Origin of the sequence: Turicimonas muris (assembly GCF_002221595.1) — a bacterium.
Classification (GTDB): Bacteria; Pseudomonadota; Gammaproteobacteria; order Burkholderiales; family Burkholderiaceae_F; genus Turicimonas; species Turicimonas muris.
Genome location: NZ_NHMP01000001.1, coordinates 693,091 through 715,225 on the forward strand (window position 1 = coordinate 693,091; position 22,135 = coordinate 715,225).

Annotated in this window: 21 protein-coding genes; 14 read left to right on the forward strand and 7 right to left on the reverse strand. The window is 45.2% G+C overall.

Annotated elements, in window-relative coordinates; translation table 11 throughout:
- Nucleotides 1-10: 10 nt before the first annotated feature.
- The 8 genes from lepA to nagZ are packed head-to-tail and all read left to right on the forward strand — an operon-like array spanning nucleotide 11 to nucleotide 6,990.
- Nucleotides 11-1,804 carry a translation elongation factor 4 gene (gene lepA, locus ADH67_RS03135; protein WP_066591552.1) on the forward strand — a complete coding sequence of 598 codons (1,794 nt, stop codon included), beginning with the start codon at nucleotides 11-13 and terminating at the stop codon, nucleotides 1,802-1,804.
- Nucleotides 1,805-1,817: 13 nt separating this feature from the next.
- On the forward strand, nucleotides 1,818-2,708 hold the full coding sequence (gene lepB, locus ADH67_RS03140) for a signal peptidase I (RefSeq protein WP_066591555.1): 891 nt from the start codon (nucleotides 1,818-1,820) through the stop codon (nucleotides 2,706-2,708).
- 11 nt (nucleotides 2,709-2,719) lie between these two features.
- Nucleotides 2,720-3,400 carry a ribonuclease III gene (gene rnc / locus ADH67_RS03145; protein ID WP_066591558.1) on the forward strand — a complete coding sequence of 227 codons (681 nt, stop codon included), beginning with the start codon at nucleotides 2,720-2,722 and terminating at the stop codon, nucleotides 3,398-3,400.
- Between the two features lie 12 nt (nucleotides 3,401-3,412).
- Nucleotides 3,413-4,312, forward strand: a complete 900-nt coding sequence (gene era, locus ADH67_RS03150) for a GTPase Era (RefSeq protein ID WP_066591562.1) — start codon at nucleotides 3,413-3,415, stop codon at nucleotides 4,310-4,312.
- Nucleotides 4,305-5,003, forward strand: coding sequence for a DNA repair protein RecO (gene recO, locus ADH67_RS03155; protein ID WP_066591565.1), 699 nt, complete (start codon nucleotides 4,305-4,307; stop codon nucleotides 5,001-5,003). Before era ends, recO begins: the two co-directional genes overlap by 8 nt.
- A gap of 4 nt (nucleotides 5,004-5,007) precedes the next feature.
- Nucleotides 5,008-5,529, forward strand: coding sequence for a DUF805 domain-containing protein (locus ADH67_RS03160; RefSeq protein ID WP_066591567.1), 522 nt, complete (start codon nucleotides 5,008-5,010; stop codon nucleotides 5,527-5,529).
- The gene (acpS, locus tag ADH67_RS03165) at nucleotides 5,526-5,927 is read left to right on the forward strand and encodes a holo-ACP synthase (protein WP_066591568.1); all 402 of its coding nucleotides are present in this window, start codon (nucleotides 5,526-5,528) and stop codon (nucleotides 5,925-5,927) included. The genes ADH67_RS03160 and acpS overlap by 4 nt, the downstream gene beginning before the upstream one ends.
- Nucleotides 5,920-6,990, forward strand: coding sequence for a beta-N-acetylhexosaminidase (gene nagZ, locus ADH67_RS03170; RefSeq protein WP_066591570.1), 1,071 nt, complete (start codon nucleotides 5,920-5,922; stop codon nucleotides 6,988-6,990). The genes acpS and nagZ overlap by 8 nt, the downstream gene beginning before the upstream one ends.
- Here the strand turns inward: nagZ and ADH67_RS03175 are convergent.
- The 7 genes from ADH67_RS03175 to ADH67_RS03205 form a co-directional block, all read right to left on the reverse strand.
- Entirely contained in the window at nucleotides 6,982-7,404 is a 423-nt protein-coding gene (locus tag ADH67_RS03175; protein WP_066591571.1) for a putative toxin-antitoxin system toxin component, PIN family, read from the reverse strand. The genes nagZ and ADH67_RS03175 overlap by 9 nt on opposite strands.
- Nucleotides 7,405-7,479: 75 nt before the next feature.
- Complete coding sequence (locus ADH67_RS03180; protein WP_066595652.1) at nucleotides 7,480-8,469, reverse strand: malate dehydrogenase; 990 nt, start codon at nucleotides 8,467-8,469, stop codon at nucleotides 7,480-7,482.
- Nucleotides 8,470-8,915: 446 nt separating this feature from the next.
- The gene (locus ADH67_RS13750) at nucleotides 8,916-9,194 is read right to left on the reverse strand and encodes a type II toxin-antitoxin system RelE/ParE family toxin (protein WP_066591574.1); all 279 of its coding nucleotides are present in this window, start codon (nucleotides 9,192-9,194) and stop codon (nucleotides 8,916-8,918) included.
- The gene (locus ADH67_RS03190) at nucleotides 9,188-9,463 is read right to left on the reverse strand and encodes a type II toxin-antitoxin system RelB/DinJ family antitoxin (protein ID WP_084081438.1); all 276 of its coding nucleotides are present in this window, start codon (nucleotides 9,461-9,463) and stop codon (nucleotides 9,188-9,190) included. Before ADH67_RS03190 ends, ADH67_RS13750 begins: the two co-directional genes overlap by 7 nt.
- A 139-nt stretch (nucleotides 9,464-9,602) precedes the next feature.
- Nucleotides 9,603-10,505: a ZIP family metal transporter gene (locus tag ADH67_RS03195; protein WP_066591588.1), complete on the reverse strand. Its 903-nt coding sequence runs from the start codon at nucleotides 10,503-10,505 to the stop codon at nucleotides 9,603-9,605.
- A 217-nt stretch (nucleotides 10,506-10,722) separates the two neighbouring features.
- On the reverse strand, nucleotides 10,723-11,313 hold the full coding sequence (locus tag ADH67_RS03200) for a substrate-binding domain-containing protein (protein ID WP_066591590.1): 591 nt from the start codon (nucleotides 11,311-11,313) through the stop codon (nucleotides 10,723-10,725).
- Complete coding sequence (locus tag ADH67_RS03205) at nucleotides 11,270-11,674, reverse strand: LysR family transcriptional regulator (protein ID WP_066591592.1); 405 nt, start codon at nucleotides 11,672-11,674, stop codon at nucleotides 11,270-11,272. Before ADH67_RS03205 ends, ADH67_RS03200 begins: the two co-directional genes overlap by 44 nt.
- 103 nt (nucleotides 11,675-11,777) lie before the next feature.
- Between ADH67_RS03205 and ADH67_RS03210 the strand changes: the two genes are divergently transcribed.
- From ADH67_RS03210 to ADH67_RS03235, 6 genes are all read left to right on the forward strand, one after another.
- The gene (locus tag ADH67_RS03210; protein WP_066591593.1) at nucleotides 11,778-13,187 is read left to right on the forward strand and encodes an FAD-dependent oxidoreductase; all 1,410 of its coding nucleotides are present in this window, start codon (nucleotides 11,778-11,780) and stop codon (nucleotides 13,185-13,187) included.
- Nucleotides 13,188-13,551: 364 nt separating this feature from the next.
- Nucleotides 13,552-16,401, forward strand: coding sequence for a 2-oxoglutarate dehydrogenase E1 component (locus tag ADH67_RS03215; RefSeq protein ID WP_066591595.1), 2,850 nt, complete (start codon nucleotides 13,552-13,554; stop codon nucleotides 16,399-16,401).
- 39 nt (nucleotides 16,402-16,440) lie between these two features.
- The gene (odhB, locus tag ADH67_RS03220) at nucleotides 16,441-17,715 is read left to right on the forward strand and encodes a 2-oxoglutarate dehydrogenase complex dihydrolipoyllysine-residue succinyltransferase (RefSeq protein ID WP_066591598.1); all 1,275 of its coding nucleotides are present in this window, start codon (nucleotides 16,441-16,443) and stop codon (nucleotides 17,713-17,715) included.
- A gap of 17 nt (nucleotides 17,716-17,732) precedes the next feature.
- Nucleotides 17,733-19,154: a dihydrolipoyl dehydrogenase gene (lpdA, locus tag ADH67_RS03225; protein WP_066591601.1), complete on the forward strand. Its 1,422-nt coding sequence runs from the start codon at nucleotides 17,733-17,735 to the stop codon at nucleotides 19,152-19,154.
- A gap of 5 nt (nucleotides 19,155-19,159) precedes the next feature.
- Nucleotides 19,160-19,984 carry a hypothetical protein gene (locus ADH67_RS03230; RefSeq protein WP_066591603.1) on the forward strand — a complete coding sequence of 275 codons (825 nt, stop codon included), beginning with the start codon at nucleotides 19,160-19,162 and terminating at the stop codon, nucleotides 19,982-19,984.
- Nucleotides 19,985-20,111: 127 nt separating this feature from the next.
- The gene (locus ADH67_RS03235) at nucleotides 20,112-22,133 is read left to right on the forward strand and encodes a DNA repair helicase YoaA (protein WP_066591606.1); all 2,022 of its coding nucleotides are present in this window, start codon (nucleotides 20,112-20,114) and stop codon (nucleotides 22,131-22,133) included.
- The last annotated feature ends 2 nt before the right edge of the window (nucleotides 22,134-22,135 follow it).

The window sequence follows — 22,135 nt, forward strand, 5'->3', positions numbered from 1 at the left end:
ATAGAGAGATATGCAAAATATTAGAAATTTTTCCATCATTGCTCATATCGACCATGGGAAATCTACACTGGCTGACCGCTTAATCCAGCGATGCGGCGGACTCTCAGACAGAGAGATGGAATCTCAGGTTCTCGACTCGATGGACCTGGAAAAAGAACGTGGAATTACGATTAAAGCTCAAACGGCTTCGTTAAATTACAAAGCTAAAGACGGCAATACTTATCAGCTAAACCTGATTGATACCCCGGGACACGTTGACTTCAGCTATGAGGTCAGCAGATCCTTGTCTGCTTGTGAAGGCGCTTTATTGGTGGTGGATGCTACCCAAGGCGTGGAAGCTCAGACCGTAGCTAACTGCTACACCGCCATTGAACTCGGTGTTGAAGTTTTGCCGATCCTCAACAAGATGGATTTGCAAAGTGCGAATCCTGACGAGGCAAAAGAAGAAATCGAAGAAGTGATCGGTCTCGATGCTACTGATGCCGTTGAGGCTTCGGCTAAAACCGGCATGGGTATCGATGAAATCTTAGAAAGAATTGTCGAGAGAGTACCTGCTCCTAAGGGCGACCCGGAAGCTCCTTTACAGGCTTTGATTATCGACTCCTGGTATGACAGTTACGTCGGTGTGGTTATGCTAGTCCGAGTCGTTAACGGCACAATTAAACCTAAGGATAAAATCAACTTGATGGCTACTAACGCTAATCACTTGGTTGAACAGGTCGGTGTTTTCACTCCGAAGTCTCAGACAAAAAGTGAATTGACGGCAGGGCAGGTAGGTTTTGTTATTGCTGGCATCAAAGAGCTGAAAGATGCCCGTGTGGGTGATACCGTGACGTTGACTCAAAAACCGGCTTCTGCGCCTCTTCCTGGCTTTAAAGAAGTCAAGAGCCAGGTGTTTGCCGGTCTCTATCCTGTTGAATCCAATCAATACGAAGCTTTGCGCGATGCATTGACCAAACTTCAGCTCAATGATGCTGCTTTGCATTTTGAGCCTGAGGTTTCTCAGGCTTTGGGGTTCGGCTTCCGCGCAGGTTTCTTGGGCTTGCTGCACATGGATATTGTGCAGGAGAGATTGGAGCGCGAGTACAATATGGATCTCATCACAACGGCGCCTAGCGTAGTCTACGAGGTACTGATGAGAAACGGCGACGTTATCCACGTTGAAAACCCGTCCAAGCTGCCCCCTGTAGAAAAAATTGCTGAAATCCGTGAGCCAATCGATGCTGTCACGATTTTTGTGCCGGATGAATACGTGGGTCCTGTGATGACTCTTTGCAACCAAAAGAGAGGTGTTCAGCTCGATTTGGCCTACCACGGTAGACAAGTGCATCTTCATTACGATTTGCCTTTGGCAGAAATCGTCCTCGATTTCTTCGATAAGCTCAAATCCTTGACCCGCGGTTACGCTTCCATGGACTATGAGTTCAAGGAGTACCGTGCGGCAGACGTTGTGAAGATTGATATTTTGATTAATGGAGACAAAGTCGATGCGTTGTCCTCCATCGTTCATCGAGCCAACTCGGTGGCCAGAGGCCGTGAAATCGTTTCCAAGATGCGCAGCATCATTCCTCGTCAGATGTATGACGTGGCAATTCAAGCTGTCATCGGTGTTAATGTCATTGCCCGTGAGAATGTTAAAGCTCTAAGAAAGAATGTGTTGGCTAAGTGCTACGGTGGCGATATTACCCGTAAGCGTAAATTGCTTGAAAAGCAGAAAGCCGGTAAGAAACGTATGAAGCAGGTCGGTACGGTGGAAATTCCACAGGAAGCCTTCCTTGCCATCCTTCAACAAGACGACAAATAGTAAGAGTTAAGAAATGAATTTTGCGTTGATTTTATTTGTTTTGACAGTAGTCACTGGCTGCTTCTGGTTGCTTGACGTATTCGTACTGGCTCCGACCAGAAAAAAAGAGGCTCAGGACGAATTGAGAGCTTTTGATGCTGATAATGCTGAGGCCTTAAGAAGAGGTGAAAAAACGGTAGAGGCTGCAAGAAATGCGATTTTGATTCGCGCCAAGGAACGTCCTCGCTGGTTGGAATACACAGCAGGATTTTTCCCGATTATTTTCTTTATTTTTGTCCTCCGTTCTTTCCTCTTTGAACCGTTCAGAATCCCGAGCGGCTCCATGATGCCGACACTGGAAACAGGAGATATGATTCTGGTCAACAAATACACCTACGGTCTGCGTATTCCTGTCCTGAATACCAAGATTTTGGACGTGGGTGAACCACAGAGAGGCGATGTCGTCGTGTTCAAGTATCCGCCTAACCCGGATATTGACTACATCAAGCGTGTAGTCGGCTTGCCCGGCGATAAGATTTCTTATATCAACAAAAAATTGGAAGTCAACGGTGTTCCCGTTCCATTGAAGGATGACGGTACATATTTTGACGAACATAAGATGCAGGAACTTATCCAGAGCGAAGAGAAGCTCGGAGAGACAACACATAAGATTCTGACAGACAAATACACGCCGTCAGGTGCCTACGCTCTTCCGACCCATACTGATCCGAAGGCTTGCGAGTATGTCCCGGGTGGATTGGTCTGTACCGTACCTAAAGACAAGTACTTTGTCTTGGGCGATAACCGAGATAATTCTGAGGACAGCCGTTATTGGGGCTTTGTACCGGAAAAAAATCTCGTAGGTAAAGCCTTTATAGTTTGGCTCAATGTTTCTAAACCAAGCAGAATTGGATTCTTTGACTAAGGAGGAAGAAAATGCTTCCATTAGAAGAATTGGAAAAGAGAATTGGGTATACGTTCAAAAATAAAAAATACTTGAAACGGGCAGTAACCCATCGCTCCTTTTCCTCCGAACACAATGAAAGGCTGGAGTTTTTAGGAGATTCTGTTCTTGGATGCGTCATTGGTTATGCGCTTTTTCAGAAAGAGGATCACTTCAATGAAGGTTCTCTCTCAAGGGTTAGAGCCAATTTAGTCAAAATGCAGACCCTAGCCGAAATCGGAGAGAAAATCGGTGTCTGGGAATTCCTCTGCGTAGGCGAGGGTGAAATGCACCAAGGAGGAAACAGACGTCCGTCAACCATGTCTGACGCAGTTGAGGCCATATTTGGGGCAATATTCATCGACGGGGGCTTCGAACAGGCGCAAACTGTCATTATTCGATTGTATGAGCCGATGTTAAGCCAATTAACTGCAGCGACTCTCGGTAAAGATGCGAAGACAATGCTTCAGGAGGTTTTGCAAAGCAAGCATCTTGGTCTTCCTTCATACGAAGTCGTTGATGTCAAAGGCGCAGCCCACGAACAGGAATTTGTGGTTGAGGCTGTGATTTCCAAGCTGGGCGTTGTTACTACCGGAGTGGGAAGATCACGTCGCCAAGCAGAACAGGAGGCCGCCCAGAAAGCTCTAACGACCGAAGCTATTAAAAATTTATAAAGGCTTTAAGTTATGACAGAAAAAATTGAAGACTTTCGCAGTGGATATGTTGCAGTAATCGGACGCCCAAATGTCGGCAAGAGTACTTTAATTAACGCTCTTGTCGGTGAGAAGGTCAGCATTACAAGCAAGAAACCTCAGACCACCAGAGACAGAATTATGGGTGTTCTGACCACGGAAGATGCCCAGTACATCTTCGTGGATACGCCGGGATTTCAGACCAAGCATTCTTCCGAACTTCTCGACAGAATGAATAAGTCTGTTAAGAGCAGCTTGTCCGACGTTGATGCAGTTGTCATGGTCATTGAATCTACCGGCTGGAGACCGGAAGATGAAGAAGTTTTGAAGTTGCTTCCGCACGATGCTAAGAATGTAATCCTTGCCATTAACAAGACCGATGAAGTCAAGGAAAGCGAAGTGATTTTGCCATTGATTCAAGAGTCAATGAAGAAATTCGCCTTCGCTGACGTCGTTCCTGTTAGCGCTGAAAAGAATCACCAGCTCGATGTTCTTCTTCAAGTCATTAGGAAATTCCTCCCGGAAGGCGATAAGCTCTTCGAAGACGATATCTATACCGATAAGTCCCCACGCTTCTTGGCGGCTGAAATTATTCGTGAAAAGGCTTTCCGTTTGCTCGGCGATGAACTTCCTTACGGTGTTGCCGTCATGATCGATAAGTGGGAAGAAAACGATCAAGGTGCAAGAATCTTCGCTACGTTGATCGTTAACCGTGAAAGCCACAAGGGCATCGTCATTGGAGAAAAAGGCTCCAAACTTAGGGAAATTTCCAGACTTGCCAGAGAAGACATTTCTGCAATGTTAGGTAAAAAGGTATATCTTGAAGTATGGGTGCGCGTCCGCAAAGGTTGGGGTGACGACGCAGCCGTACTGAAATCATTGGGATATGAATAATCAAAGAGAGCCGGATAATCGAGTCAGCCATCAGCCTGCGTTTGTTCTCCACACTTACCCGTGGAAGGAGACTAGTTTAATTGTTGATGTTCTGACCAGAGATTACGGCCGGCTTTCTTTAGTGGCCAGAGGGGCAAAAAGACCTATGTCGCAATATCGCGGTATGTTGTGTCCTTTTTGCCCTCTTGCTGTTTCTTTCAGCGGAAAAGGCGATATTAAAATATTGACGAAGTGCGAGTGGCACGGGACGCTTATGCTTCCGGACACTGTTTTGATGTCGGCTTTCTACATGAATGAAATTCTTGTGCGTCTTCTGCCCAAGAGGGAACCGGTTCCAAAGCTGTTTCATTCTTATTTCACAACCTTAAGGAACTTAGCGGACAAAAATAAACCGCATGTGAGTCTGCGAATTTTTGAGCTGGATTTGTTGGAAACTCTAGGCTACGGAGTACCTGAGCTTAGGGAAGGCACTAATTACCAGTTTGTCCGCGGCGATTGGATTCAAAACACGCAAACCCCTGAGTCTACAGGGGTTGCATGGTATACGCTGGCAGCAATGCGGGAACGCAGGATTAAAGAAGGAGCCCAAGAAAAAGAAGTTAAGGGTATTATTCGGGACGTGATTTCTTTTTACTTAGACGATAAACCCGTAAATACTCGCAAAATATTAAGCGAGCTGAAGAAGTTTTAAATTTATGCGTAACCCGACTCCCGGAAAAAATCCATTTGAACTTGGTTCTTACATTGACCGTTTCCCTTTAGTTTTTCAATGGCTCTACATCGATCTCAACCGTGATTTCTTTAAATTAAAAGGACGCACTGGTGTCTCTCGCTTCTGGGCGATGTATATCTTTTCGTTTATTTTTCTAGGCATCGTTTACTGGATTTGCGAAAAACTTGCCACGACAGTTATCGTGTATTTTTCGCTTCTCCTTATCGGCTGGCTTTACGTCGCGATTCCCTGTGTTTCTATTGGCGTCAGACGCCTTCACGATATGGGTAAGCCCGGCTTTTTGTCTGTATTTCCTCAGTTCGGCACTTTCTTTATGACCATTTGCGTGGCATTCCAAGAAATTCCGGCGCTTCCGATTACTTTGGCCGTGGTGGCAATGTCCGTTATTCCGTTGATCTTTATGTCGTTGCCGGGCGAGAAAAAAGCAAATAAATACGGTAACCCGTGCAATGACAGCATGGATGTGCTGAAGGAGTTCAATTGATAACCGGCATTGGATGTGATGTTGTGGAACTTGAAAGGATTGAGAAAGTTCTGCAAAGACACGAAAAGGCTTTCTTAGATAAGGTCCTTAGCTTTTCCGAGCTTGAGACCTACCATAAAAGAAAGGCCGGAAATTCCAAGAGAGGTTTGGCTTTTGCTGCTTCCCGTTGGGCTGCAAAAGAAGCCTTTTCCAAAGCTCTGGGTACGGGGATACGTGACCAGGTTAGGCTCACGGACATTTCTGTAAAGAATAACGAACTCGGCGCTCCTTATTTGGTTTTCTCAGGAGAGCTTAAAGAGTTAGTGCAGAAAATGGGGCTCGACTGCTTCATTTCGCTCAGTGATACTGATAAAGTCTGCATGGCTGTCGCCGTGTGTGAAAGGAAAAATAATGGATAAAATTGAAAGACCGTTAGGTCCGTTAGTGGTCGATATCAGCGGAACGACGCTGACTAACGATGAAATTAAAACACTTCAGCACCCTCTTGTCGGGATGGTCATTCTATTTACCCGTAACTTTGAAAATATCGAGCAGCTTCGAACTTTAACCCATGATATTCATGCTTTAAGAAATCCTCCACTGTTGATTGGAGTGGATCATGAAGGAGGAAGAATCCAACGATTCCGTCAAGGATTTACTCAGATTCCGTCCATGAAGTCTTTAGGTGAGCTCTATGATACCGATTCGCAAAGAGCCCATGCATTGACAGGTGCCTGCGGTCTGGTTATGGCAGCTGAACTTCGTGCATGCGAAGTTGACTTCACTTTTGCTCCATGTTTGGATTTGGACTACGGACAAAGCACCGTTATCGGCAACCGTTCTTTCCACAGAAATCCGAAGGTTGTTTCCATTCTTTCCACGGCTTTGATTTGCGGCATGGCAGAAGCCGGCATGGCTAATTGCGGCAAGCATTTCCCGGGCCACGGCTATGCAAAAGCCGATTCCCACATTGAATTGCCTGAAGACGATAGACCTCTTTCCGATATCAGAAGCAACGACGAAGCTCCTTATCAGTCTTTAGGTACGCTTTTGACTTCCGTTATGCCGGCACATGTGGTGTATCCGCAAGTAGATTCTTCGCCTGCGGGTTTCTCTAAGAAATGGCTCAAAGACGAGTTAAGAGGGAGATTAGGCTTTAATGGATTGATTTTCAGCGATGACCTTTCCATGAAGGGGGCTGCAGAAGTCGGAGATATTACGGCGCGCTGTGAAGCTGCTTTATCTGCCGGATGCGATATGGTTCTTATCTGCAATGACCCGGAAGGTGTTTCTAAGGTGCTCAATAACCAGCGTTGGATTAGAACCAAGCTCTTCGATGAAAGACTCGGACGCCTGCAGCCTAAAGGTAAGTTCCCAAGCAGAGAGGGGTTGGTACTGAGCTCTAACTATCAGGCTTGCGTAAAACTTATCAATGACTTTAACGCTGAATTAGCCAAGAAAGATTCAAATCAATCAATCTGACAAGTTACGGAAAGTTGTGAATTCATCAGGCCTCCTAAACTTCATTCTTAGTTTGGAGGCTTTTCTTCGAAGTTTCAGAATATCTTTGTCTTTGCTGATGAGATAACTCGGAGCAACCGAGCTTGCCAAGTCAATGAACTTTTGATCTAAAGGATCACGGCACTTTAGTGTGGATGGTGAAGGTGATTCAAAATTAATACTGTTGGCAGACCAACTGTCCAAGATTTCTTCCTGGAAAGCAGTTCCTTTGGAAAATTCCTCTCTATCTAAGACGTGTTTGAGCTCGTTAAAAGTGGCAGAGGTTCGGTAGAAACTAGCTCCGGCTTTTTTCAGTTGATGAAATAAACTGACAGCGGTTTCGTTCTTAAAGAAGTAAACATCCAGAATAAAGTTTGAGTCTAAAACTACATTCATTTTGTTTCTGCCTTTATTGAAATCCTCATCAACAATAAAGCCCGGGCTGAGCCGGGCTTCGTGACAAGATACTAATTAAGCTTTGGCGATGAGCTCGTCTACAACGGCTCTTTCTGCTTCAAGAGCTTTAACGTTCTGAAGGATATGTTCACGTTCGAAGTCTGTCAATTCGAGACCTTTCACAACTTCGTAGTCACCGTTGTTGCAAGTAACAGGCATTCCGAAGCACAAGCCTTCCGGAATACCGTATTCGCCGTTGGACGGAACAGCCATCGTCTGCCATTTGTCACCTGTGCCTAAAACCCAGTCATGGATATGGTCGATAGCGGCATTAGCGGCGGAAGCTGCGGAAGAGTGACCGCGGGCTTCGATAATTGCGCTTCCTCTGGAAGCAACTGTCGGAATGAAGTAGTCAAGATACCAGTCTGTCGGGATCAAGTCTTCCGCTTTCTTGCCAGCGATCAATGTGTTAGTGATATCCGGGTACATGGTATTGCCATGGTTGCCCCAAACACAGAATTTTTCAATATCTGTAACCTTACAGCCGGTTTTTTGAGCCAACTGAGTCAAAGAGCGGTTGTGGTCCAATCTCATCATGGCTGTGAAGTTTTTCGGATTGATGTCCGGAGCGCACTTGCGGGCGATGTAGGCATTGGTATTAGCAGGATTGCCGACAACTAAAACTTTAATGTTTCTGTCAGCATAGTTGTTGATGGCTCGGCCTTGTTCAATAAAAATCTGAGCGTTGGCATTGAGAAGGTCGGAGCGGTTCATATCCTTAGTTCTAGGACGGGCGCCGACTAACAAAGCGATTTGGGCGTCTTTGAATGCTTTTTTAAGGTCAGGAGTTGAAGTAATGCTGTTAAGCAATGGAAAAGCACAGTCATCTAACTCCATCTTGACGCCCTTTGCGGCTTTCATAGAACTTTCTGTGTTTCTTTCAAGCATGCACAGATCAACTGGTTGATCCATACCGAGCATATCGCCGGCGCCGATTCTAAATAAAAGAGAGTAGCCAATTTGGCCGGCAGCACCGGTCACAACAACTTTGACAGGTTTTTTCATTTGTGAAGCATCCTTTTTCTTAAATTCGTTGGATAATCTATTAATAATAAAACGCAATCCGATCAAAAAAGAATGTTGAGATAAATTAATTAAGATGTTCTTCCAGTTTAGTGAATCGACCGTGTCTTATCCAATAAAACAAAACGACCTGAAGAAAATTAAGCTTCCCCTGTCTGGATTATTCAATTTACCATTTTTCAATAATGCTCAACTTTTTGGTAATAAATCGAATTTTCAGATATTAAGAAAAGGCGGGTAAGCACTGTCTTTGGAGAATGCATTTTGCTCTTTTTTGTTCCAAAGAAGGAATATAAGGCCGAAGTCAAGCTTCCTAAGGATTTTTGAATTCCGACCCAAAGTTAATTAGCTGTGTTGGAAAATGCACGCTTAATACTGCTTTTTAAAGGAGGTATGGGTCAAGCTACTTTGTGTTTGATTTAAGAGTCTTAATGATGTTGTGTCTCAAAGAGATCTGCATGACTTCCAGTACGCACTGCAATGATGCTCTCGGAGGTCTTTATGTATATCAGAAGCCAGTCAGATTGGATGTGAAGTTCGCGATGATTGATCCAATTGCCAATAAGTGCATGATCTTTAAACAGAGAGACGTCTTCCTCTTGAAGAAGTTTTTGAAAAACATAATCAAGCTTTTGAATATCTAAATTTCTTCGCCGGCAAGTTTTCAAATCTTTCTTGAAAGAATTGGTGATTTCCAGATTTAGCATTTTTCGTTTTCTAGTTCTTGGTCAACTTCATTAACTAAATCAGCAAACGAAGCGTATCGAGTAGTTTTTCCTTCCTCAGCGTCTTTCAATGCTTTAATCGTTTCTTTGTTAGGTTTTTCTATATCAAAAGGAATTTTTTGCTCTTTTACAAAAGTGACTAGGAACATCCTTACTGCATCGGAAATTGTAAAACCCATGCTCTTTGAGAGGTCGCTTGCCTCTTTTTTCAAATCTTCATCAAGACGCAATTTTAAAAAGGTAGAAGACATTATTTATCCCTCGATGGTCATTTTGTGTCCACAATTATAAAGGAGAAAGTAAGGAAGAATATTTGTAAAACCATATGAGGCATAATCTGAGGATGATTCACTAGAGAAGGCCTCTTAAAAGAGGCTGGAGAACGAAATATTAATCAAACATCTGTTCAACGAGCATCAATAAGCAAAAACCGACCATAATGCCGAATGTGGCCGACAGTTGCTGGCCGCTCTTATGTGTTTCCGGAATGACTTCGTGGGAAACCACAAAAATCATGGCTCCCGCAGAAAGAGCTAAGCCAAGTGGATAAACATAGCCGAGTTGAGAGGTGAGGCTTACTCCCAATAATGCTCCGATAGGCTCCATAAGCCCGGAGAGCACACCGACGCTGACAGCCTTGAGTCTGGAAATGCCGGTACGGCATAACGCAAGCACCACGGCAAGTCCCTCCGGCATATCTTGAAGAGCAATAGCCGCTGTAAACGGAATGCCGATATCGGTATCCTCAGCCGCAAAAGAAATACCTAAGGCCAGACCTTCCGGGACGTTGTGAATAATGATAGCGAGTACAAAAAGCCAGATCCCGGCGTTGACATTCATTTCAGGGCCTTCTTTGCCGGTAGTGAGATGCTCGTGAGGTGTGATTGCATGAATGCCTAAAAGCATAAAGACGCCCAGGAACATGCCGAAGATAACCCAAAGCATGGCAATCGTATGGTTTTGAAATAGCTTGTCGCTGGCTTCAATACTTGGAAGGAGAAGAGAAAAGATAGCCGCAGCCAGCATCATGCCTGCGGAAGTCCCGAGCATGACATTTTCTGTTTTTAGACTCAGCTTATTCAAAAAAAATCCGGGCAAAGAGCCGACGGATGTGGCAAGAAATCCTACCATTCCTGCAGTAAACGCATAAAGAACGGGTTTGGAATGTAGAAAAACCATCTGGTACAGTCCTTGAAGACAGAAAATCATCACAAGAACGGTTAAAAAGATGATGGTTGCCGCCCAAATTTTGTGCTTTTGTGCATATTCTCGGACTGTGAGCTGCTGAGACATTCCAAACTCCTCCTATCTTTGGAAATCATAATTTCTCAGGTTGATTGTGCGAGCAGGAAATCCGTATTCTGGGGATACGCTTGCAAACAAACAGAGAAATTAATGGATTGATTTTTAATAGTTCAAGGTTACCTAGATCCGAATAGCCGAGCGTTAAGTCATGAATAGGAAGAAACTATCTCTCAGACGGCTTTTTTAATTACGGCTACTTAAAGTCTTAGAACTTCTTTCTTTTCATCAAACAGGTTCTCTCAATGAAGTGGTTCCGTTCGAGCCTTCTATTTTGTAAGGTGCTGATGATGAGCTTAGACATGAGACTAATTGCCGGGGTTTCCGTATGAGTTTTGTTCTTCAAAAGCAAGATTCCAAGGTCAACGTCTCCTAAGAGAGTGGGAAGAATCTTTACTTGGCCTGATCTAATTTCTTCAGCGCAGCGCGACTCAAAAACATATGCAAAGCCGCAGTTATTCCTAAGCAGTGAAAGCACGGCCTCCGAACTTCCAACCTGCATCTGGTTCTCAAAAACAATGCCAAGCTGACTTAGATGTCTGAGAAAAAATTTCGATGGTCCGCCCGAAAGATCAGCAGAAATAAACGGAAGATTGATTTTGTTGTGTACGAGCTTAAAAGCGTTCTCTTCGATTTTTACGCTGCCTCCTACAGCAAGTACGAGAGGCTCGCTGTCCAGAGGATAAGTACTGAGCGGATGAGGATAGTCGCCGCAGTTAAACGAGATTGCTAAATCAAGTTCATTTTTTAGTACTTTATCCTTGAGTTCGTAAGCCGTGGAGGCACTTTCGGCGAGCAAAGTGACGTTGGGTGCGATTTTTTTTAAATTTTTGAAAAACGGCAGCTAACTTGTCATTGACCAGAGCATCGTTAAAGCCGACTTTTAAAGTACCAATCAATTCCTTTTCTTTGAATTTGAATTTTTCTAAAGAGGAATAGGCATCCAAAATCACTTTGATGTCCGGAAGGATTTCTTGAACTACCGCCGTCGGCCTTAAGTACCTTCCGGTCTTTTCAAAAAGCTGAACGCCTAGAAATTCTTCGAGATTTTTAATGTGAAAACTAACTGAAGATTGTGAGCAGTTATTTTCTTTTGAAGCAGCAAGAAAATTCCCGTTCCGTAGAACCGACTCGAAGATTTTTAAAGTCAAGAGGTTCATTGTTCAAATTTTTTGAAGTCAGATGTCAGAGAATTTACCTTTTGTTCTATCTCTCGCCAACCTATGATGAAAAGGCCTTAAGACCATCAACAAGGAGAACGAAATGAAATCAAAAATGATAGTTGGATTTGTAATGACAGCATTGTGCGTAAATTTGGCATTTGCAGTCGAAGATATCCATACGGGAACGGTGGTGGTAGGAAGCGGTATTTCGGGAATGAAGGCCGCAATTGACCTTAAAACTGCTAAAAAAGATGTCGTTGTTGTAGAAAAAATGCCGTTCATGGGCGGAACGACAAACTTGGCAGCTCAATATTTTGTTGTTGTCGAAACAGAACCGCAAACTAAAGCAGGTAAAACTCTTACCGTCGCTGATTATCTCAAACGAAAAGAAAAAACAGGTCTTTCCAAAGAAGCTCTTTTGCGTGAAGCTGAGCAGCTTTATGCAGCTGACGGTATCGTCAAGTGGCTGAACGATAACGGAGCAGAACTTACGCGTGTAGTCAGTGACTACCAGATTGGCATTGCCGGCGGCACTTCTCTCGGACCTCGTCTCATGCAAGTCATGAGCAAAAAGGCAAAAGAAGTCGGTGTGCCGGTCAAATTGAATACCAAAGCTGTCGCTTTGATTATTGAAGACGGCAAAGTCAAAGGTATAGAAGTTGAACAAGGCAAAGGTATAGAAGTTGAACAAGGCAAAGGTATAGAAGTTGAACAAGGCAAAGAGAAATACAAGATTTTTGCAGATAATGTTGTGCTGGCAACCGGGGGCTTTGCTAATAATCCGGCATTGATGGAAAGGTATGCTCCTGAATGGAAAGGACTTCCCACAACGACGGCCAAAGGTTCTACAGGTGACGCTATTATCTTAGGACAACCGCTTAAAGTTTTGGTTGAAGAGCCGGCAGAAGTTTACTTAAATCCTTCTATGCATTCTCAGGACGGAAACAATGTATCAATGAGCGCAGCACGCTTGGAAGGCGGCATCATCGTTAATCTCAAAGGTGAAAGGTTCTGTGATGACTACACGCCGAACTACACCACAATGTCTCGCCTAATGATGAAGCAGCCTGAAGGAAAAAGCTTCGTAATCATTGATGACAAATCCATGAAAGCTTCTAAGAGACTGCAAGGGTTTAAGCAGAAAGGCTACTTTGTCGAGGCTCCGACAGTTGCGGAATTGGCCAAGAAAATTGGTGTTCCGGCAGAAAACCTTGAGAAAACTATCAAGCGGTACTCCGAGTTCGTAAAAAATGGAAAAGATGAAGATTTCGGCCGCAAATACAACATGAAGACCGACTTCACCACACCTCCGTATTACGCAACTTCCACAACTCCTGGTGTGCAGACAACTCCGGGAGGTGTTAAGACAAACTCCTTTATGCAGGCTAGAACAACTGACGGAAAGATTATTCCTAATGTCTACGTTGTCGGCGAGGCCTCTAAAGGGACTGCTACGGTCTATGGAATGTGGTCAGGAACAAAAGCTGCGGAACACATCCTTTCTAAATAAATTGTTTTAGTCATAAAAACCTGAGGTTTCTTTTCTGCCTCAGGTTTCCTACGTTTGCAGTCTTGATTTAACGGCTGAAACACTTGTTCTCGGTCTCCGAAAAAGCTGTTTTCAGAAGTCATTCTTGTTCAAGACATCAGTTTTCTCCTTTAGTCTATTCTTTAGACAAATTCAAATTTCCTCCTTTGTCGTATTCTTCCTCTCAAAACAAGCTCAGCTTCTAACCTCTCAGGACAAATTTATGGGAGAGACGAATCATAAAAAAGTTTTCTCTAAATTACCTGACGTCTATAATTGATCGAATTTAGCAGGCCTTATTTCTCGTACCCAATGCACTTTTCTAAGTGCCTAAAAGGTGAAAAAATTGATAAAAGATTTACAAGAAACCTCGTATCTCTTTGGAAGCAACGCGCCGTATGTTGAAGAGCTCTACGAGAACTATCTCGAAGATCCTTCCTCCGTTGACGATAAATGGCGTCAATTCTTTGATAACTTGCAAAATTCTCCTGCTTCTGACGGCAAACTCGGGACCCATGATGTAGCCCATACACCTATCATCGCCGCTTTGGCTCGGAAACGAGTTTCCGGTGTTGTCGGCCATTCCGACGGTGAATTGGAAATCGCCCGTAAACAGGTTGCAGTTCAGTCTTTAATCAGTGCATATCGCTTTTTAGGTTCCAGAAGAGCCGTATTGGATCCGCTAAGAAGAAAAGAATTGCCGAAAGTTCCGGAATTGGAGCCGGCTTTTTACGGATTGACCGAAGCCGATATGAACGTCACTTTCTCCGCTGCTAATACTTTCTTCGGCTCCGAAAAGATGACGCTTCGCGAGATCTTGGATGCGCTGCGTCAAACCTACTGCGGTACGGTCGGTTACGAATTTATGTACGTTTCTGACCCTGCTATCAGACAGTGGTGGGAAGAAAGAATTGAAAATACTCGCTCTACTCCGAACTATCAGGCCCCGGAAAAGAAAAAGATTCTTGAAAAACTGACCGCTGCCGAAGGGTTGGAAAGATATCTCCATACCAAGTACGTCGGTCAGAAGCGCTTCTCCTTGGAAGGCGGTGAAAGCTTCATCGTGTCTATGGATGCTGTCGTTGAGCAAGCTGCTGAATACGGCATTGAAGAAATGGTTATTGGTATGGCTCACCGCGGCCGATTAAACGTTTTGGTCAACACACTCGGTAAGTCTCCCAAAGAACTTTTCTCAGAATTCGAAGGAAAATACGCCAGCGGCGATTTGACTGCAGGTGACGTGAAGTACCACAACGGCTTCTCCAGCAATGTCGTTACTAAGAACGGTCCGATTCATTTAGCCTTGGCTTTTAATCCTTCTCACTTGGAAATCGTGGATCCGGTTGCTATGGGAAGCGTTCGAGCCCGTCAAGACAGACTCAACGACCCGAAGGGCTTGAAAGTATTGGGCGTATTGGTTCATGGTGACGCTGCGTTCGCGGGCCAAGGCGTGGTCATGGAAACTTTGAACCTTGCTGATACTCGAGGTTACGGTACGGGCGGAACAATTCACTTGGTTATCAACAATCAGATTGGCTTTACAACATCCGATCCCCGCGACAAAGGTTCGATGACTTACTGTACTGACCCTGCTAAATTAATTGAAGCTCCGGTCATCCACGTCAACGGTGATGACGCGGAAGCTGTCGTGATGGCTACACGTCTTGCCATGGAATTTAGAAATACCTTCCATAAAGACGTATTCGTTGATATTGTTTGCTTCAGAAGATTGGGCCACAACGAACAAGATACTCCGTCACTGACCCAGCCTTTGATGTACAGCAAGGTGGCTGCACACCCAGGGACTAGGGCTGTTTACGCTGAAAAACTGATTGCTCAAGGCGTGATTACTGAAGACGACGCCAAAGCTTTTGCTGCTGATTACCGCAGACAGCTGGAAGAGGGAACAATCCAGGAATTTGCTCCTTCTATTTCTGCAAAAACATCTCATACCGTCAACTGGTCAAGATATAACGGTTCTTTGCAGGATCGTGTTCATACCGCTGTCCCGGTTCAAGAATTAAAGAGATTGGCGGAAATTATTACGACCGAACCGGAAAACTTCAAAGTTCATCCGCTTCTGGAAAAAGTTCTCACGGACCGCCGCTCTATGAAAGACGGATTAATTAACGTCGATTGGGGCTTGGCGGAGCATTTGGCTTTTGCCACATTGCTGACCGGCGGCTATTCCGTTCGTGTCTCCGGTGAAGATGCCGGAAGAAGTACTTTCATGCACCGCCACGCTGTTTGGCATGATCAAAACCGCGGTACTTGGGATACGGGTATTTGGATTCCGTTGGAACACTTGTCTCCGACCCAAGGCAGATTTACTGTTATCGACTCTATTTTGTCTGAAGAAGCTGTATTAGGCTTTGAATACGGTTATTCAGGTGCTGCTCCTGAATGTCTGACTATTTGGGAAGCACAGTTCGGTGATTTTGCAAACGGTGCTCAGGTTGTGATAGACCAATTCATCAGTTCCGGCGAAGCTAAGTGGGGTAGGAAATCAGGCTTGACAATGCTTCTTCCTCACGGATACGAAGGTCAAGGACCTGAACACTCATCTGCGCGTGTCGAAAGATATCTGCAGTTGGCAGCCGATGACAACATGGTTATCGCTCAGCCGACGACGGCTGCTCAGATTTTCCATTTGTTAAGACGTCAGATGGTCGGCAGAACACGTAAGCCTTTGGTCGTGTTCTCTCCGAAGAGTCTGCTGAGGAATAAAGCTGCTACCTCTCCGATGCAGGATCTGTCCGAGGGCAAATTCAAAGAAATTATCGGAGAAACCGAAGATCTGGATAGAAGTTCTGTCTCCCGCATCCTGCTTTGTACCGGCAAGGTTTATTATGAATTGGCAAAACGCCGTCAGGAACTTGCCGCCTACAACGTAGCGATTGTCAGAATAGAGCAGCTTTATCCGTTTAATCAGCTGGAACTCAACAGCCAATTCGAGAAATACCCGAATGTGAGCGAAGTTGTTTGGGTTCAGGATGAACCTCAGAATCAGGGTGCTTGGTCCTATATTCAGCAGAGAATTTTGGCAGCTATGAATGTCGGATGCCGTTTGGGCTATGCCGGTCGTCCGTCCTCTTCGTCCCCTGCTGTTGGTTACGCCAGCAAGCATATTGAGCAGCTTAAGACATTGCTCTCTGATGCTTTTGGACCTCTGAAAGGTCTTATCCAAATTAAATAGCGAACAGTTTTAAGAATTCCAGTTAGTGGAGAAATACTTATGGCCATTATTGAAGTAGTCGTTCCTGAACTTTCAGAGTCCGTTTCCGAAGCGAGTTTAATTGAATGGAAAAAGAAAGTAGGGGACCGCGTCAGCGCCGATGAAGTGCTGATTGAAATTGAAACAGACAAAATTGTGATGGAAGTTCCCGCACCGGAATCCGGCGTGCTCGTTTCCATTCAGCAAGGCAATGGAGCTTCCGTAACAGGCGGTCAGCTGCTGGCAACTATTGATACCTCTGCAGCTGCTTCCGCAGAAGTTTCTGCTCCGAAACAAGCTGCTCCTCAGCAGCCGGCACCGATCCAACATGCATCGGCTCCTCAGCCAACAGCACCCGCCGCAGCTGCAGTTGCTGCTGCAGCCGAAACTGCCGCACCGTCCGTTAAAGTAATGCCTTCCGCAGCCAAGATGATGGCAAATTTAGGCTTGAATCCGGCTGATGTTGTGGGTTCAGGTAAAGGCGGAAGAATTACCAAAGAAGACGTTCGAAACACACATCCGCAGCCTGCAGCTAAATCTGTGCAAGTGCAGGCTCCCGTTTTGCAAAGCATCGTCTCTGCTCAGCCTTCTTCTCTGCGTGAGGAAAAGCGCGTTCCGATGTCCAGACTTCGTGCCAGAGTTGCCGAGCGTTTGATTAAATCTCAGTCCGACGCTGCCATTCTGACGACATTCAATGAAGTTAATCTCGGGCCGGTAATGGCTCTCAGAGCAAAATACAAAGAAAGCTTTGAGAAAAAATACGGCATAAAACTCGGCTTCATGAGTTTCTTTGTCAAAGCTGCTGTTTACGCTCTTCAGCAGTACCCGATTATTAATGCTTCCGTTGAAGGCAGCGACATCATTTACCATAACTACATCGATATCGGTGTAGCCGTCGGTTCCCCGCGAGGATTGGTTGTCCCAGTCCTTAGAGACGCCGACCAATTGAGCTTTGCACAGATTGAACGTCAAATCGCTGATTTCGCCAAGCGTGCGGCCAGCGGTAAACTCGAGTTAAGTGAACTGACCGGAGGAACATTTACCATTTCTAACGGGGGCGTATTCGGTTCGCTTTTCTCAACTCCGATTATCAATCCTCCGCAATCAGCCATTCTTGGCATTCACGCCACTAAACAGCGTCCGGTCGTTGAAAACGGCGAGATTGTGATTCGCCCGATGAACTATTTTGCTCTGTCTTATGACCATAGAATTATCGACGGCAGAGAAGCCGTTTTGGCTTTGGTCGCTATGAAGGATGCATTGGAAGATCCTGCGCGATTACTGCTTGATATCTAAGGAGTTGGAGGTCTGAAATGAAAGTTTTTGATGTTGCCGTTATCGGCGCCGGTCCCGGCGGATACGTAGCAGCCATTCGTGCTGCTCAGCTCGGAATGACGGTCTGTGTCATTGACGAATGGAAAAAAGACGGAAAAGCTGCTCCCGGTGGTACTTGCACCAACGTTGGATGTATTCCGTCCAAGGCTTTGCTCGCAAGCAGCGGCTTGTTTGAAAAAATTAAAGAGGAAGCTGCAGTCCACGGTATTACGGTCAATGAACCCGCAATTGACGTAGCCAAGATGATGGCAAGAAAAGAAAAAGTAATTCGTCAGACCAATGACGGTATTCTTTATCTTTTCAAGAAGAACAAAGTCGAATTCTTCAATGCCAGAGGATCTTTCGTCAGCCAATGTGATGACGGATATATTCTTGCCGTTGGGGAACCGGTTAATGAGCGCGTAGTTGCACATAATGTCATTATTGCCACGGGCAGTGTTCCACGTCAGCTTCCCGATGTGCCATTTGATGAAAAACTTATTCTTTCGAATGAAGGTGCTCTGTCTTTGACGGAAGTTCCGAAGAACTTAGGTATTATCGGCGCCGGCGTGATAGGTTTGGAAATGGGAAGCGTCTGGAATCGCTTAGGTTCTGAAGTGCGTATCTTGGAAGCAGTTCCTTCCCTGCTTTCTATGGCAGATTCTGCTGTCTCTAAGGAAGCCTTGAAGATCTTCACCAAAGAAGGTCTCAAGATGCAGTTTGGTGTCCGCATTGAAAAAGTTGAAACCGAAGATAACCGAGTCAGCGTCACTTACAAAGATTCCGAAGGCAAGCTTCAGGAAATGTGGGTTGAAAAACTTATCGTTTCTATCGGACGTGTTCCGAATACCGCGGCTCTGGATGGACCGGCAGTTGGTTTGAAGTTAGACGACCGCGGTTTTATAGAGGTCGATGAAGAATGCAGAACCAATCTTCCGGGTGTCTGGGCCATCGGAGACGCCGTACGCGGCCCGATGCTTGCCCATAAAGCAGAAGAAGAAGGGGTGGCGGTAGCTGAACGCATTATCGGCCGAAAAGCACACGTTGATTTAACTCTGATTCCCTCCGTGATTTACACTGAACCGGAAATTGCTTGGATAGGCAAGACTGAACAGCAGCTCAAGAATGAAGGAAGAGAATACAAATCAGGTCAAGTGCCGTTTGCGGCAAATGGAAGAGCCCGAGCTTCCGATGAGACCGATGGTTTTGTTAAGATCTTGGCTGATGCAAAAACGGATGAGCTGTTAGGTGTTCATATTGTCGGCGTCTGCGCAGGTGAATTAATCGCCCAGGCTGCGCAAGCCATGGCTTTCCGTGCTGCTGCCGAAGATTTGGCCCTTATCTGTCAGGCACATCCTTCTTTCAGTGAGACAGTCAAGGAAGCGGCTCTTGCTGTAAATAAAGGTGCTATTAACCTATAAATAACATGAGACAGAAATTAATTATTTTTATTTTACTTGCAGGCTTATCCTCGGCCTCTTATGCGGTCGAACTCAATCCTGTCCCGTTCTCGGAACGTTTTCCGCCTCAGTCGATTACTTCTGAAGCTATCGCTGACGAGGTGATTGAGGCCTACAAAAAAGAACTGAAAGATCTGGATGCATGGAAAGAACAGGAAGATAAGCTTTGCTACCGTAAATTTTTTGTTAATTCCTGTCTCATTGACAACAGTCGTTTCGTCAGAGAAAAGAAGGTTGAAGCCAAATCCGTTTGGTTAACTGCTCGCGATTTCCTTCGAGTGAAAAAATCCAACGAAGCAAGAACTGCCCGTCTCGCCAAAGAAGAGCAGCGCAAAGAATGGGTCGCTCGACAGGAAGCCATTATCAAGAATCCTCGGGCCGCCAAGAAGGTTTCCGAAGATGCTGACAGTGATATCGATTTGTCCGGTGTTCAGACTGTTGACTCGAAGGTTGAGCGTCCGTTGCCCGACAGAAAGTCTTCAGGGCACGCTCCTACGGCTAAACCGAGAATAATTACACCGGAAGAGCAGCAGGCTAATGAACATGCTTTTGCTCAAAGAGAACAACAGCGTCAGGAGCGTATAGAAGAGCGTGAGGCAAATCAGCCGTCGCCTCCGTCTATGGATGAACAGGAAAGAGAAGCTGCTCGTGAAGAACGCCGTAAGGCCATCGAACAACGTAAACTTGAAAACGCTAAGAAGAGAGCCGAGAGGGCCAAAGAATACGAGCGTCAGTTAAAGCTTAGAGAAGAGCAAAATCAAAAAAGCCTTATGAACACTCTTAAGCCTTAGCATTCAAACAATTAAGAGCCGTGCTGACTAAATAAAATCCAAATTTCAGCATGGCTTTTTTGCTGTCAAAAACCGTGACAACTTCAGAAAATCCTCAATGTTAAAATTCCTCTCTTAGGAGACGTCCATGGATAAAACATTAAAAGCAGAAGTTGAAAAGGTCTTTGCTCCGGACGGTTGTCTTGCTCATGTTACTGAAGGATATACCCCCAGACAATCGCAAATCGAATTCTCTAAGGCCGTTGCAGATTCGTTGGAAAAAAAGCAAAGTCTGGTTGTGGAAGCCGGCACCGGAACCGGTAAGACTTTTGCATACCTTGTTCCCTGCATTATCCATGGAGGAAAAGTGCTGATTTCTACGGCCGGAAAAACGCTTCAGGACCAGCTTTTTGAGAAAGACGTTCCAGCCGTGCTGACAGCCCTCGGCGTGGGGGCAAAAATTGCCGTTTTAAAAGGCCGGGCCAACTATATTTGTCTCTCCCGTTTCGAACATGCGATGGTCGAAAACGCCAGCACGACAAGAGAAGAACTGGCGCATTTGCTCGAAATAAAAAAATTCGTGCAAATCACGAAAACCGGAGAAAGAAGCGACATTACAACGGTCCCGGAAAGCTCGGGAATTTGGCGCGCGGTTACTAGTACCTCCGAAAACTGTATCGGCAAAAACTGTCCGGACTACGAAAACTGTTTTGTGATGAAGGCCAGAGAAAAAGCTCGCGAAGCAGATGTTCTCATCATCAATCATCATTTGTTTCTAGCTGACATGGAGCTCAATGATCAAGACTTCGTGGACTTTCTTCCTGATTTCGATATGGTTATTTTTGACGAGGCTCACCAATTACCTAGCATCGCAACAAGTTTCTTCTCAGAAAGCATCTCAATGTCTGAAGTTAAGAACTTCGCCCAAGACGCCTATGTTACGGCAGCTCGTTTGGTGCCGAAGGGAGATGAGTGGAAAGACTATCAGACAAAAATCTTTAATCGCTGCAACGATGTTCGCTTAAAAGCGACCATACTTGGTGCGGAAGAAGAATCAAAGAAGTCTTTGGATGAATTTACCGATGCTTTTTTAATGGCCGAGCCTATCCAAAAATTAGCTTTAGGGCTTCAAGGATTTATTGAGGCGCTGAAAAAATTCGCTCAGGACAACGAAGAAATTACCTTAGCCGTAAAAACCGGAGAGGAGATTCTCGAGAAGCTTAATTATTGGGAAAAAGCCCTCAAAGAGACTGTTGAGAAAGATAGAAAGCCCGATGAGTTCTCTATCAAATGGTTCAATCTGACGCCCAAGAATGTGACTTTCTCAGATACCAAACTCTCTTATGCCGATAAGTTCAGACAGTACCGACAGGAGATGGACAGGCCATGGATTTTGACTTCTGCCACATTGTCCGTTGAAAACGATTTTCATCACTTCACGGACGACATGGGCTTAGAAGATGCGGAAACACACAGCTGGGAAAGTCCTTTCCACTACGCTTCTCAAGGCATGCTTTACGTCCCCACGGATATTCCCGAGCCGAATGCACCATATTTTTCCGATGAGGTAGCGGAAAAGATTTGGCCTCTGCTTCAGAAAAACCGAGGCCGAGCTTTTGTTCTTTGTACAACGCTTCGGGCAGTGCAGAAGATCTCGGATTCCTTAAAAGTTCAGGCTGAAAGGGCCAATGAAACCATTCCGATTCTGGTGCAAAACGATGCACCGAAGAACGAACTGATCCGCCAGTTCAAAGAGCACGGAAATGCGATTTTGGTTGGGTCTATGAGTTTCTGGGAAGGGGTGGACATTAAAGGCGAAGCACTTTCTATGGTCATCATTGATAAGATCCCGTTCCCGCCGCCGGATGATCCGGTCATTAAGGGAAAGACTAATTGGCTTAAGAGTCAGAATAAGAATCATTTCCGGGAACTTTTCCTCCCTGAAGCGATTACTCTGTTAAAGCAGGGTGCGGGGCGTCTTATTCGCGATCGGAACGACCGAGGTATGCTCATTATTTGCGATAAGCGTCTTCTGACTAAGAGTTATGGCGCAATGATTTGGAATAGTCTTCCTGATTTTGCCCGTACCGCAAGACTCGAAAACGCGCTTGCATTTCTCGAAGAAATGAGTCTGGAGAAACAGGACAAAATCGGTGAAGTTAAGTTTTAGGC

What these genes read in the sequence shown, in the direction of transcription:
- lepA (WP_066591552.1), top strand. Translation starts at nt 11, where the DNA reads ATGCAAAATATTAGAAATTTTTCCATCATTGCTCATATCGACCATGGG.
- lepB (WP_066591555.1), top strand. Translation starts at nt 1,818, where the DNA reads ATGAATTTTGCGTTGATTTTATTTGTTTTGACAGTAGTCACTGGCTGC.
- ADH67_RS03180 (WP_066595652.1), bottom strand. Translation starts at nt 8,469, where the DNA reads ATGAAAAAACCTGTCAAAGTTGTTGTGACCGGTGCTGCCGGCCAAATT.
- ADH67_RS13750 (WP_066591574.1), bottom strand. Translation starts at nt 9,194, where the DNA reads ATGCTAAATCTGGAAATCACCAATTCTTTCAAGAAAGATTTGAAAACT.
- recO (WP_066591565.1), top strand. Translation starts at nt 4,305, where the DNA reads ATGAATAATCAAAGAGAGCCGGATAATCGAGTCAGCCATCAGCCTGCG.
- ADH67_RS03175 (WP_066591571.1), bottom strand. Translation starts at nt 7,404, where the DNA reads ATGAATGTAGTTTTAGACTCAAACTTTATTCTGGATGTTTACTTCTTT.
- ADH67_RS03190 (WP_084081438.1), bottom strand. Translation starts at nt 9,463, where the DNA reads ATGTCTTCTACCTTTTTAAAATTGCGTCTTGATGAAGATTTGAAAAAA.
- ADH67_RS03230 (WP_066591603.1), top strand. Translation starts at nt 19,160, where the DNA reads ATGAGACAGAAATTAATTATTTTTATTTTACTTGCAGGCTTATCCTCG.
- ADH67_RS03195 (WP_066591588.1), bottom strand. Translation starts at nt 10,505, where the DNA reads ATGTCTCAGCAGCTCACAGTCCGAGAATATGCACAAAAGCACAAAATT.
- lpdA (WP_066591601.1), top strand. Translation starts at nt 17,733, where the DNA reads ATGAAAGTTTTTGATGTTGCCGTTATCGGCGCCGGTCCCGGCGGATAC.
- odhB (WP_066591598.1), top strand. Translation starts at nt 16,441, where the DNA reads ATGGCCATTATTGAAGTAGTCGTTCCTGAACTTTCAGAGTCCGTTTCC.
- nagZ (WP_066591570.1), top strand. Translation starts at nt 5,920, where the DNA reads ATGGATAAAATTGAAAGACCGTTAGGTCCGTTAGTGGTCGATATCAGC.
- ADH67_RS03235 (WP_066591606.1), top strand. Translation starts at nt 20,112, where the DNA reads ATGGATAAAACATTAAAAGCAGAAGTTGAAAAGGTCTTTGCTCCGGAC.
- rnc (WP_066591558.1), top strand. Translation starts at nt 2,720, where the DNA reads ATGCTTCCATTAGAAGAATTGGAAAAGAGAATTGGGTATACGTTCAAA.
- ADH67_RS03210 (WP_066591593.1), top strand. Translation starts at nt 11,778, where the DNA reads ATGAAATCAAAAATGATAGTTGGATTTGTAATGACAGCATTGTGCGTA.
- era (WP_066591562.1), top strand. Translation starts at nt 3,413, where the DNA reads ATGACAGAAAAAATTGAAGACTTTCGCAGTGGATATGTTGCAGTAATC.
- ADH67_RS03160 (WP_066591567.1), top strand. Translation starts at nt 5,008, where the DNA reads ATGCGTAACCCGACTCCCGGAAAAAATCCATTTGAACTTGGTTCTTAC.
- ADH67_RS03205 (WP_066591592.1), bottom strand. Translation starts at nt 11,674, where the DNA reads ATGAACCTCTTGACTTTAAAAATCTTCGAGTCGGTTCTACGGAACGGG.